This window comes from Bradyrhizobium uaiense, from assembly GCF_010811875.1.
Lineage (GTDB): Bacteria > Pseudomonadota > Alphaproteobacteria > Rhizobiales > Xanthobacteraceae > Bradyrhizobium > Bradyrhizobium uaiense.
Map to the genome: position 1 here is coordinate 26585 of NZ_VKHP01000061.1, position 11219 is coordinate 37803.

11 protein-coding genes are annotated in these 11219 nt (G+C 63.7%); 7 read left to right on the forward strand and 4 right to left on the reverse strand.

The features are described 5' to 3' along the window. Positions 1 to 29: 29 nt before the first annotated feature. A complete protein-coding gene (locus FNJ47_RS17005) occupies positions 30 to 1181 on the reverse strand; it encodes an ABC transporter substrate-binding protein (protein ID WP_163155033.1) in 1152 nt (383 codons plus the stop codon). A 625-nt stretch (positions 1182 to 1806) separates the two neighbouring features. Here FNJ47_RS17005 and FNJ47_RS17010 point away from each other — a divergent pair. The 5 genes from FNJ47_RS17010 (at position 1807) to FNJ47_RS17030 (ending at position 7164) form a co-directional block, all read left to right on the forward strand. Then, positions 1807 to 2586 carry an aspartate/glutamate racemase family protein gene (locus tag FNJ47_RS17010; RefSeq protein ID WP_163155035.1) on the forward strand — a complete coding sequence of 260 codons (780 nt, stop codon included), beginning with the start codon at positions 1807 to 1809 and terminating at the stop codon, positions 2584 to 2586. Positions 2587 to 2716: 130 nt separating this feature from the next. Beyond that, positions 2717 to 3895 carry a thiolase C-terminal domain-containing protein gene (locus FNJ47_RS17015; RefSeq protein WP_163155037.1) on the forward strand — a complete coding sequence of 393 codons (1179 nt, stop codon included), beginning with the start codon at positions 2717 to 2719 and terminating at the stop codon, positions 3893 to 3895. Continuing rightward, entirely contained in the window at positions 3892 to 5133 is a 1242-nt protein-coding gene (locus FNJ47_RS17020; protein ID WP_163155039.1) for an SDR family NAD(P)-dependent oxidoreductase, read from the forward strand. The genes FNJ47_RS17015 and FNJ47_RS17020 overlap by 4 nt, the downstream gene beginning before the upstream one ends. Before the next feature lie 34 nt (positions 5134 to 5167). Further along, complete coding sequence (locus tag FNJ47_RS17025; RefSeq protein ID WP_163155041.1) at positions 5168 to 5950, forward strand: cyclase family protein; 783 nt, start codon at positions 5168 to 5170, stop codon at positions 5948 to 5950. A gap of 56 nt (positions 5951 to 6006) precedes the next feature. Continuing rightward, positions 6007 to 7164: an ABC transporter substrate-binding protein gene (locus FNJ47_RS17030; protein ID WP_163155043.1), complete on the forward strand. Its 1158-nt coding sequence runs from the start codon at positions 6007 to 6009 to the stop codon at positions 7162 to 7164. 328 nt (positions 7165 to 7492) lie between these two features. Here the strand turns inward: FNJ47_RS17030 and FNJ47_RS17035 are convergent, their stop codons facing one another. Next, positions 7493 to 7837 (reverse strand): MarR family winged helix-turn-helix transcriptional regulator, encoded by a 345-nt coding sequence (locus FNJ47_RS17035; protein WP_229182906.1) that lies wholly within the window; start codon positions 7835 to 7837, stop codon positions 7493 to 7495. Between the two features lie 800 nt (positions 7838 to 8637). Between FNJ47_RS17035 and FNJ47_RS17040 the strand changes: the two genes are divergently transcribed. Together FNJ47_RS17040 and FNJ47_RS17045 are read left to right on the forward strand one after the other, a co-directional pair. Further along, complete coding sequence (locus tag FNJ47_RS17040; RefSeq protein WP_163155047.1) at positions 8638 to 9423, forward strand: hypothetical protein; 786 nt, start codon at positions 8638 to 8640, stop codon at positions 9421 to 9423. A gap of 472 nt (positions 9424 to 9895) precedes the next feature. Then, complete coding sequence (locus FNJ47_RS17045; RefSeq protein WP_235999939.1) at positions 9896 to 10048, forward strand: hypothetical protein; 153 nt, start codon at positions 9896 to 9898, stop codon at positions 10046 to 10048. A 299-nt stretch (positions 10049 to 10347) separates the two neighbouring features. Here FNJ47_RS17045 and FNJ47_RS17050 read toward each other — a convergent pair whose 3' ends face one another. Together FNJ47_RS17050 and FNJ47_RS17055 are read right to left on the reverse strand one after the other, a co-directional pair. Continuing rightward, on the reverse strand, positions 10348 to 10536 hold the full coding sequence (locus FNJ47_RS17050) for a hypothetical protein (RefSeq protein WP_163155049.1): 189 nt from the start codon (positions 10534 to 10536) through the stop codon (positions 10348 to 10350). Between the two features lie 545 nt (positions 10537 to 11081). Next, on the reverse strand, positions 11082 to 11219 hold a 138-nt coding region (locus tag FNJ47_RS17055; RefSeq protein WP_163155051.1), incomplete at its 5' end, for a hypothetical protein.

Sequence of the window (11219 nt, forward strand, 5' to 3'; positions counted from 1 at the left end):
CCCCGTTCTGATCGCCTGCCGTGATCCGCTTATGGTGCGTACTTCCAGGCGCCGCCGGTGAGGCGGACCACGACCAGCGAGCGCTCGTCGACCCCGGTCACCGCGCCGGGCTTGAAGTTGTAGACGGCATGCACGCCAGGCAGTTCCTTGGTGCTGAGGATGGCGTCGCGCAGCGCCGTGCGGAATTCCGCCGTGCCGGGCTTTGCGGTCTTCAGCGCCCGCTCGGCGGCGTTGGCAAAGATCAGCCAGGCATCGAAAGAGTAGGCGGAGAACCCGTCGGTGGTCGGAATGTTGTGGGTCTTCTGGTAGACCGCGCGGAAATCGAGCGCGATCTTCTTGGCGAAGTGGTCGTCCGGAAGCTGTTCGGCCACGATCACCGGGCCGGCGGAGACCTGAATGCCCTCGGCGGACTTGCCGCCGACGGTGACGAAGTCCGGATTGACCAGCGCCACGGTGCCGTAGGTATTGCCCTTGAAGCCGCGCTCGGCGAGCGTGATGAGCGGCAGCGCGCCTTGCGTGCCGGAGCCGCCGATCAGCACCGCGTCGGGACGCGCGGCCATGACCTTGAGGATCTGCGCGGTTACCGAGGTGTCGGTGCGGGCATAGCGCTCGTTGGTCTGGACCTTGATGTCGTCAGTGGACTCGGCGGCCTTGGCCCCGCTGTAGACGAGATCGCCCCACGCATCGGAGAAGCCGATATAGCCGATGTTCTTCATGCCGTCGCGCTTCATCCGATCGGCGACGATCTTGACCAGCAGCGACGCCGGCTGCGGCACCGACACGACCCATTGCTCCGGCGAATCCGGGAGTTTGCCGAGTGGCGAGATCGCGATCATCGGCACCTTCAATTCGCTGGCGACGGCCGCCATGGCGATGGTCGAAGGGGTCGTCGCAGTGCCGATCAGGAGGTCGACCTTTTCTTCCTCGACCAGCTTGCGCGCGTTGCGCGTCGCGGCCGACGGATCGGAGCCGTCGTCGAGCTGGATCAGGCGGATGGTCTCGCCGTTGATGGTCTTCTTGTATTCATAGGCGGCATTGATGCCGCGCCCATAGGGGATGCCGATCGACGCGCCGTTGCCGCTCAGCGAGGTGACGAAGCCGATCGTGATGTCGGCCTGCGCAGCCGGTGCCGCGAAGATGCCGGCGACAAGTGCGAGTAAGCCCAGAGTCATCTGCCGCATTTGCGTTGTCCTCCATAGATGCTGGGTACGAATGTCTGGAAGCCGGGCAGGGAGCCCGGACTGCGAACCAACCGACTGAAACTGTTGCTGCAGCGCCAGACGCCGGCGCGGCGAGAAGAAAGTTCGCTCGGCCGGGCGTCAGCGGCCATGGCAAGGCGTGCCGCTCGAACAGCAGGCGGGGCGGCGGAAATTCACAGATGTCTGTCGAAGCGAAAGCAGGCGAATGCCGCAGAAGCGAAGCGCGACCGGCGATGCTGCTGCCGCCCGTTCAGACCCGACGCTAGTCCACGCGATTGAGTCTCTCAAAATCGGTGCCTGCAACATCATCGTTATGGCCCCCGGCAGCGGCCGGCGGGCAATTATTTAAAGCCTAAAGTATTCTCCGTGGCGCCGTCAACACGTGTCACGGGGCTGTCAGAAAAAAATGTTGTTGCATACAATTCCGTCCGGGTGCGCCATTTCCGTGCCTTCTTTGTCCCGCGAAACGAGCCTCCTCGCGGCGCCCGCGAGGCCCCCTTGGCGGGCGCCGGCGCACGCATTTGACGCGTCAATTAGTTTATGGTTGAAATATATCCGTCGGCAAGCCGGCAGCCGATGCTCCTGTCACGGTTTGTGGAGAAGGGCGATGCGCATCTTCTGGCAAAGTTTCGTCGATGCGAGCGTGAACGCGCCCTATATGGCGCGGCTGTCGGAGTACCTCAACAGCATCGCCGCGGCCGGCACCACGGTTCACGTCGAGGGCATTTCGCCGCCGGATCGGGAGTTCGGCCGGCTCGCCGAATTGCGTTGCGCCGTTCAGGCGATCGACAACGGCATCGCGGCCGAAGAGAGCGGCTTCGACGCCTTCGTGATGGGCCACTTCCAGGACCCGGGGCTTTACGAGCTGCGCTCGGCGCTCGACATTCCCGTGATCGGAACCGGCGAGGCGACACTGCTTGCAGCATCGCAGCTCGGCCGGCGCCTTGGCCTCGTGACGCTCGATACCGTCTTCGAGGTCTGGCACTACGAGCAGGCCGAACGGTACGGCCTCGCCGATCGCGTCGTCCACGTGACCGGCCTCGGTTGCAAGCCGGAGGATTTCGCAAGTGCATTCGCCGGCGATGAAGCGGCCCATGCCAGGATGATCGAGGATTTCATGAGCGGCGCCCTTCCGCTGGTGGAGCGCGGCGCCGACGTGGTGATCCCGGCCGGCGTGCTGCCGGGCCTGCTGATCGGGCGGGAGCACGGCCTGAAGGTCGGACACGCGCCGGTCGTGAACTGCGCCGCGGTGGCGTTGAAGAGCGCCGAGATGTGGGTGCAGCTCAGGCGGCTCAATGGCACGGAGCCGAGCCGAGGGCCGAGCTTCAAGCGTGCCAGTGCCCTGGCCCGTGACGATTTCCGGGCGATGCTCGCGCGCAAGCGTTAGCGTCCGAGCAGCCGACCAGCTCTGGAGAGCCAGACGTGATGAGACCCGAGAAGGTGCCCCTGTTCGAAAGCGACCCGTGGCACTATCGATGTGACGGTGATCCGAGGCGGGTAAGCAAGGCAGGCGGCTGGTGACAAATTCCCTGCGCACACCCTATGACGGCATCGTGATGGCGGCCCCCGTCACGATCCCTTATGCGCGTTATTCCATCGAGAGCGCGCAATGGTGGATTGGCCGCGCGTTGAGTGCGCTGGTCGCGCGAGCCGGCATCAAGGTCTCCGACATCGACGGTCTGTGCGTTTCCAGCTTCACCATGGGGAACGACAGCGGGATCGGACTGACGCAGCATTTCGGGCTGTGCGTCAGATGGCTGGACACCATCCCGCTCGGCGGCGCCAGCGCCATCGCGGCATTGCGGAAGGCTGCGCGCGCGGTGCAGGCGCACGATGCCGACATCGTGGCCTGCGTGGCCGGCGATACCAACCACGTCGATTCCTTCCGCCTGACGCTCGAGAACTTCTCGCGCTTCAACCGGGACGCGGTCTATCCCTATGGCGCGGGCGGCGCCAATGCGAGCTTCGCACTGATCGCGCGCAACTATATGCGGACCTTTGGTGTCACGCGCGAGGACGTCGGCAGGATCGCGGTCGCCCAGCGCGCCAACGCGCTGCGCAACCCGCACGCGCTGATGAAGACGCCGCTGACGATCGAGCAGTATCTGGCGGCCCGCCCGATATCCGATCCCATTCATCTGTTCGATTGCGTCATGCCGTGCGCCGGTGCCGAGGCGTTCCTGGTGATGCGGGACCACACCGCGGCATCGCTGGGATTGCCGGCGGCGCGATTGCTGTCGACGATCGAGCGGCACAACGCCTTCGCCAACGATCCGATGCAGGTGCGCGGCGGCTGGGCGATGGATGTCGGCGAGCTCTACGCGATGGCCGGCGTGAAGCCCGACGATCTCGACATCGTGCAGACCTACGACGACTATCCGGTCATCACGATGATGCAGTTCGAGGATCTCGGTTTCTGCAGCAAGGGCGAGGGCGCGGCCTTCGTTCGTCAGCACGACCTTACGATTGACGGCGACTTCCCGCACAACACCTCGGGCGGTCAGCTCTCGGCGGGCCAGGCCGGCGCCGCCGGCGCCTATCTCGGGCTGGTCGAAGGATTGCGGCAGGTGCTGGGAGAGGCCGGTCCCACGCAGGTGAAGAATGCAAAACTCGGTTTGGCCGCGGGCTTCGGTATGATCAACTATGACCGCGGCCTGGCCTCCGGCGCCGCGATCTTTGCAGGACCTGCACGATGATCGATCCGGTTCAGCCGCCCCGGCGCAAGAACCCGCTGCTGCGGACGCGGCTTCCGGCATCGCCGCCGCGGCCGCGCAGCCGGACATCACACGGGTTCACGCGCGCGGCTGCCGAAGGGCGCTTTGTGTTGCAGCGCTGCGAGGCCTGCGGCGCCTTCGCCTATCCGGCGCGCGAGGCATGTCCCGCCTGCCTGTCGGCCGGTCTTTCCTTCGTCGATGCGCCGCGTCGCGGCGTGCTGCTGGCCGAAACCACGGCACGCGTACCAAGCGACGTTTATTTCCGCGAGCGGGCGCCCTGGCGCATTGGTCTCGTCAAGATGGACTGTGGTCCGACCATGGTGGCGCATCTGCATGCCGACTGCGTCGAGGGCGCGCCGGTCGTGATGTCGTTTCAGCTCGACAAGAGTGGTCAGGCGGTGGCCTTCGCCCGACCCGAGGGGGAGACTCCCAACATGGCAGATGACAGGCAGTGGCGGGAAATGACGGCCGATCCTAAATTCCGTCGTGTGCTCGTGACCAACGGCCGCAGCGTGATCGGCCAGGAGGCGGTCGCGGCGCTGAAGGCCGCGGGCGCGAAGACGGTGTTTGTCGGCGTTGCCGAACCGTGGCGGCCGTTCGCCGGCGAGCAGCTGCTGCGCGGCCAGCAGGGGGTCGAAGTCGTTACGCTCGACGCGTCAGACGAAAAGTCGGCGGCCGATCTCGCGGCCGACATCGGCGGCAAGGTCGATATCCTCGTTAACACGACCGAGTATGTGCGGCCCGGCGGCCTGCTCGACCGCAGGGGCACGAGCATCGCGCGCGACGAGATCGACCAGGCCTATCTCGGCTTCGTCAATCTTGCGCAGGCCTTCGGTCCCGCCATGCGCATGCGGGGCGCGGACGGTGTCAGCAGCAGCGCTGCCTGGGTCAATATCCTGTCGGTCCATGCGCTGGCGAACTGGCCTGCTTTCGGCGCCTACTCGGCGTCGCAAGCTGCCTGTCTGTCACTGTCGCATTGCCTTCGTGCCGAGCTCAGGCCGGGCGGCGTCAAGGTGATGAACCTGTTCACCGGGCCGGTCGATACCGAGTGGTTCCAGACCGTGCCGCCGCCCAAGGTCGCGCCACGCGCCGTTGCGCAGGCCATCGTGTCCGCGCTGCGGGGCGGGCTCGAGGAGATCTATGTCGGGGACGTTGCCGAGGAAATCAGGCAGCGTCTTGCAGCCAATCCGAAAGCGCTCGAGCGCGAGCTCGACAAATAAGATCAGGATTTCAACCAAGCGGGAGGATGTGACAATGCAAAGCAAGAATCTCCTGGAGCTGGCCGGTGCAATCTCGTCGGGCGCGGTGCGCGTCGTCGATCTGACCTTCACGCTCAGCCCGGATTTTCCGGTCATCGTGCTGCCGCCGGAGTTTGGCCAGGCAGCTCCCGTTCGGATTCAGGAGATCTCGCGGTACGATGGGCGCGGTCCCGCCTGGTACTGGAACAACGTGATGTTCGGCGAGCATACCGGTACGCATTTCGATGCGCCGATTCACTGGTTCACCGGCAAGGACCTGCCGAACAATTCCGTCGACTCCATGCCTGCCAAGGACATGATCGCGCCGGCATGCGTCATCGACTGCTCGGCGGGAGCGGCGCAGGATCCGGACTTCCTGCTCACGGTCCCGCTGGTCGAAGCCTGGGAAGCGAAGCATGGTCGGATTCCCGAGCGGAATTGGGTTCTGCTGCGCACCGACTGGTCGAAGAAGGGCTGGCGCGACTACTCCAATCTCAGGGATGACGGCGCGCACACGCCGGGCCCGAATCCGGCCGTGATGAAATGGCTGGTTGAAGAGCGCGGCATCATCGGATTCGGCACCGAGACGATCGGCACCGACGCAGGCCAGGCCGGCCATTTCGAGCCGCCTTATCCGGCGCATCACTTCCTGCACGGTGCAGGCCGCTATGGCCTTCAATGTCTCTGCAACCTCGATCAGCTTCCCGCCACCGGTGCCGTGATCGTGGCTTCGCCCTTGAAGATCCAGAACGGTTCCGGCAGCCCGCTGCGCGTGATCGCGCTGGTTTCGGCGAACTGAAGCGAGCGGCTGGCGCTTGCCCGACAGAAGAAACGCAAATCAAGAAGGACAGGTGCATGATCTCGATGAAGACCCTGCTGGCCTCGGCCGCGCTGCTGGTCGCCGTTCCGCAGGCCGGGCAGGCGGACATCCTGGTCGGCTTCGTCACCGGCCTCAGCGGGCCGGTGTCGTCGATCGGGATTCCAAACGCAAAGGGGATTGCGGCCGGCGAGGCCTATGTCGGCGAAGTCAGCGGTGAAAAGCTCCGCGTGATCCAGCTCGATGATGCCTCCGATCCCACGGCGTCGGCGCGCAACGCGCGCAAGCTCGTCGAACAGGAGAAGGTCGACATTCTGATCGGCACGTCGGGCGCGCCGCAGACACTGGCGATGGCGACCGCCGCGATCGAGATGAAGATTCCGATGATCGCGGTGTCACCGATCGCACCGGTGCCGCCTGGCGATGGCGGGCCGTGGGTCGTGCAGACGCCGCAACCGACGCCGCTTCTCGTTCAAGGCATCGTCGATCACATGAAGGCGCGGGGGTTGAAGACCGTCGCGTTCATCGGCTTCTCGGATGCCTTCGGCGACCTCATGTACGATTCGCTGTCGCAGAGCGCCAAGGCCGCCGACATCAAGGTCATCGCCAACGAGCGATACGCCCGATCGGATTCGTCGGTGACGGCCCAGGTGTTGCGCGCGCTGGCTGCGCGGCCCGACGCCATCATGCTCGGCGGCACCGGAACGCCGGGAGCGTTGCCGGTGCTCGCGTTGTCCGAGCGTGGCTACAAGGGGCCGCTCTACGGCAACCACGGACTGATCAGCGCCGATTTCCTGCGGCTCGCCGGCAAGGCTGCCAACGGAATCATCTGCCCGACCGGGCCGGTGACCGCGGCCGAGCAGCTTCCGGCCAGCAATCCGATCCAGAAGGTTGCGCTGGATTTCCGCGGGGCGTTCGAGAAGGCGAATGGCGAGCCGCCGACCGACTCGTTCTCGTCCTATTCCTTCGATGGCTGGCTGGTGCTCGTCGATGCGGCCAAGCGCGCGTTGGCGACCGGAGCCAAGCCGGGCTCGCCGGAATTCCGCGCGGCGCTTCGCCAGGCGCTGTTCTCCACCAAGGAACTGGCCGGGACGCAGGGCGTCTACACCTACACGCCGGCGGATCGGCACGGCGTCGATGATCGCTCGCGTATCCTGGTTCAGATCGAGGACGGAAAGTACAAGCTGCTGCCCTGACTGAGCGGCAGGATGGTGTCGGAGAGCGACGTGCAGGCAGACGCCGGCAAGACGTGGAGCAGGGCGGTGCGACGCCGGCGTGGACGCGCGCGGTCGACTTATTTCCGTCGCAGGACAGGATCCTCTCCACGATTCTGACGCGGCAGGCGGATCGTTACGGCGATCGCATCCTGCTCGTCGCCGGGGAGACCCGCTGGAGCTACGTGCAGACCGCCGCGATCTGGGCGCGATCGTGGTGCCGATCAACACCGCGCTGCGCGGCTTGCAGCTGTCGCATATTTTTCGGGAGGCGGCCGGCGTTCGGGTGCGGCGCTAGAGCCATCTCCGTTCACGGCTTCTGCATCGCGTCCTTGACGGCGCCCTTGAGCGCGTCGAGCTCCCCGGTCAAGGCGTCGAGCCGGTCAGCCGGGAATCCCGCCAGCAGCTCGGCCAGCCATGAGCCGTGGCTCTTGGCCATGCGCCTGAAGGCTTTCCGGCCCTCGACCGTCATGCAGACGATCTGTACGCGCCGATCCAGGTTCGAAGGCGTCCGGGTGATGAAACCGTCCTCGACCAGACGATCGACGATCGGTGTGAGGTTTCCGGCAGAGACCATCAGGCGCTTCGGCAGTTCTCCCAGCACCAATCCACTCGGTTCGCGGTCGAGCTGGGCCAGCACGTCGAAGCGCGGCATCGTGAAATCGAATTCCTCGCGGAACCGGCGCCGCAGCTCACCCTCGATCAGCGTTGTGCAGGCAAGCAGCCGAAGCCAAAGCCGTGTCTGAGCCCTGTACTCGGCCTCCTGATCAACCCCGCTCCTGGGTGAAACCGGTGGGGACTCCTTCGCGAGTGCCAAATCAAATCTCCTGGGCATCCGGGTCTGTTGAAGGCAAGGGTCCTGATGTCACCGCAAGATAGTTCGTGCCAAAAGTAAATTCAAGGCTGGTTCAGGCCGCACCGAGCCGGCGCGCCGGCGCAAGGAATTTGCTGCACCGGCTCGGCGGAGGCGATCTCCGCAGTTTTCCAACGAGCGCCGTGATGATCCTGTAGCCGACGTGATGGTTTATACTTGAAATAAATACTAGACCTTTGGTGTGACGAAGCTTGGCAACCGAGGCCCTCGTTTCCTCTCGGGCATCTTCCGTGTTGTCCGCGACGGTGCAGTCTCAAGCGATCAGCCGACACGGCCGCACGCGCCTAGCGTGTCACGAGACCGGTTGTTTCGTGGTGCAGGCTGACGCCGCCGATAGCATCATCGCAGTATGGGCAGCCCTGAAGAGGTCCACAGCAAGTTCAAGGTGGACGTTCAACGTCTGACTAGTAACCTCGCGGTCCAAGTGAGCTCAAGCCGCCGAGCCGCTTCCCTCCTTGCCTAAGCTGCAGTACGCTACACGCTTTCCCATTTGCGTGCCTCAATGATGACTCAGTTGGGCAATTGTTGCCCCTAGTTCTGCCCTCAGTCGGATCAGGTTGATATTTGATACGGAGCGCCAAATGGACTCCACACTGGACAACAAGGTTGCGGAAGGGCAGCTCGCGAGTTTGGAGGAGCAGCTTTCGAACCTCGCGCGCGAAGTGGGAGTGAGCCCTTCACCCCCGCCGACCAGCATGAAAGTGTCTCGCGCGCTGCTAGCAACGATTGCACGATTGAGAGATTGGCGTTACCCGGCCGCCGTCGGTTTTGTGTTGTTGGCAGCCATTGGCGGCGGTGCTTGGTGGTGGTCCTCCGCTGGTACAGCGGTCGTACCCTCCTCGAACCCTACACCGCTGACACAAGTCCCGCCGAAAGACATTGCGCCGACCTCCGCCGCACTTTCTCCCGACCTGGCCCAGCAGCTTGGACCGATGGCGCGCGATCTCGCTGCCCTAAGGCAAGCGGTAGAACAGCTGCAGCTGAGGCAAGAACAACTGGTCCGCGACAATGATAGCGTGACAAGGCAAATCGCGGCGGGCCAGGCGGAAATGGCACGCAACAACAATGTCATCGACGAAATCAAGGCTACCCAAAGTCAGATGGCGCAGGAAAGTAAGACGGTCACCGAGCGGCTCAACGCAAGCCAGGAGCAATTGGCCCGTCTGATCGCTAACGCCTCACCGCCAAAGGTGGAGGCGGAAGCTCCTGAGCAGACGTCGGAACTGCCAAAGGTAACCTCCGAAATACCATTGCCGCGTCCGCGGCGGCCGACCAATGTCACCCAGGCGCACAAGCCGGCGCCGAACTCGGCGCGCCCGCAAGCCAACAAGCCGCAACCGTCGGCATGGCCGTGGTCAGTGCGCTGATCTGCGAGACCGCCATCACGACAAGCAGGACGAAGAGGTCGCGGACGGTTCGACTGTGGCCTTGAACCTGATCGATGAGTGCCTCGGAAACAAAATCGTCGCCAGAGGTTCGCCATCACGCCGCCTTGGGCCGACATCCCGTGATCGCCCTCATCCAGGAGACCGCATGGCGGATGGCCGAGCTGTGAGGACTGGCTGGCTCCACGTCATACAGAGCGCACGATTTCGGAAATCGACCACCTCAAGGTCTTTGCCCTTCAAAGGCCGCGGCATGGTTCGCTGAAATCGGGGTCTATCGGCATAGGCCTTGCAGTCTAGGCGGTGCTGGGAATTTCAGTGTCCCAGTTTAGGAACAAACCGCCACCGGTCGTGTATTTTTGGGACCGGCGGACTGACCGATTGGGAGGCATCGTTGAAGTTCAGCGCGCCTGCGCAGGCTAGATTCCTCGTTCGGAAAGGAAGCACCGACTGGATGGTCTATGATCGGGACCTCAAGGGGCCGGCGCAGCTCGAAAAGGGTGGTCGCTTTGCCGAGAAGCTGACGAAGGAGCAGGCCGAACGCATCAAGCAGGCTTTGACCGACGCTCTACCGGCACCCGCGGGCAATGCTCGGGCTTGGCCGTGATCGACTGCCTCGAGACGTGTCGGCGAAACGGACCGCGAACAAATGACGCTGGTGTTACCTAGTAAGACATATGAACAAAATGAGACATCGAGGAACGAGGCGGGGCAAAATGACGACGCCTTCGTGGAACAAGTTGGGCCCCTGCGGAATTCGACTGTGATTGCTGAGCGTTAAGGACCGCCATTGCTTGGTGAGCCCCTAGAACAAGCCGGGAACTCTCGAGAGCCAGTGTTTACATGCTGCCCGACACTGCGGTCAAAATCAGCGCCATCCATGGTCTCGCGGAGGAAGGAACCCGTTCACATGAGCTTTGACGTGCCATGTACGAGGCCATTCGTCCTTAGCCGCTGGATCGCCAATTGTTCTTCCGTGAGGCGCCTTTCGACGAATTCCCTCTCTTGTTCGGTTAGGTTGCCCTCGAGCAATCGGCGATAGCGCTGGACATTGTTCCCGTAGACCTTCAGGCGCATCAACTGCTCGTCGGTCATCTTCTTCTCCATGCGAGACCGGCAATAGGCGGATAGCCCCGGCCATTCCTAAAAATTGCAGAGAGCCGGGAAAAATCTCGCCACCGTCTCTCGTCGCTTCAATGATTTCGCTCGTGACTTTGCGCAACCTTTTCCCGGCAGTGCGGAAGGCGACGATGCGCACCGAATAACCCCTCTGCACCGGAAAGGCGCGGTCGGCGTCCCGTGACGCGCACTCGCATCGTCACCGTTAAGCGAACTGTTACCGTTCTTCACAGAGAGCTGGTTGGAAATTCCGAGGTATTCCGTTGAACATGGAACGTTAGCAACGCCGTCGCCTAGTTATCCAAGTCAAGGTCACCTCGAGCAACTACGATGCCACTCGCCAAGGTCTTGGACTAACCGGGCGCGTATGCAGATCACAGACTGCGTCACAGCAGCCCGGCGGAAATGACGATTTTCCAAACATGGCGTTCGGGATGCAAAGCGCTTCAGTTGCAGTGCGCGGCGTGCCGCATTCGGATGCGGACGGGCCGGCTGCGAACCGGCACTGCAACCCGCTCGCCTCAGGTGCGCCGATAGTCGTCCTCGATGCGGATGATGTCGTCCTCGCCGAGATAGCTGCCGGTCTGCACCTCGATCAGCTCGAGCTGAATCTTGCCGGGATTCTCCAGCCGGTGCACCGCGCCGATCGGGATGTAGAT

Coding starts and splice junctions, on each gene's coding strand:
- FNJ47_RS17005 (WP_163155033.1), bottom strand. CDS start 1,181: ATGCGGCAGATGACTCTGGGCTTACTCGCACTTGTCGCCGGCATCTTC.
- FNJ47_RS17035 (WP_229182906.1), bottom strand. CDS start 7,837: ATGCCGCGCTTCGACGTGCTGGCCCAGCTCGACCGCGAACCGAGTGGA.
- FNJ47_RS17030 (WP_163155043.1), top strand. CDS start 6,007: ATGATCTCGATGAAGACCCTGCTGGCCTCGGCCGCGCTGCTGGTCGCC.
- FNJ47_RS17050 (WP_163155049.1), bottom strand. CDS start 10,536: ATGACCGACGAGCAGTTGATGCGCCTGAAGGTCTACGGGAACAATGTC.
- FNJ47_RS17025 (WP_163155041.1), top strand. CDS start 5,168: ATGCAAAGCAAGAATCTCCTGGAGCTGGCCGGTGCAATCTCGTCGGGC.
- FNJ47_RS17045 (WP_235999939.1), top strand. CDS start 9,896: ATGGTCTATGATCGGGACCTCAAGGGGCCGGCGCAGCTCGAAAAGGGT.
- FNJ47_RS17040 (WP_163155047.1), top strand. CDS start 8,638: ATGGACTCCACACTGGACAACAAGGTTGCGGAAGGGCAGCTCGCGAGT.
- FNJ47_RS17020 (WP_163155039.1), top strand. CDS start 3,892: ATGATCGATCCGGTTCAGCCGCCCCGGCGCAAGAACCCGCTGCTGCGG.
- FNJ47_RS17010 (WP_163155035.1), top strand. CDS start 1,807: ATGCGCATCTTCTGGCAAAGTTTCGTCGATGCGAGCGTGAACGCGCCC.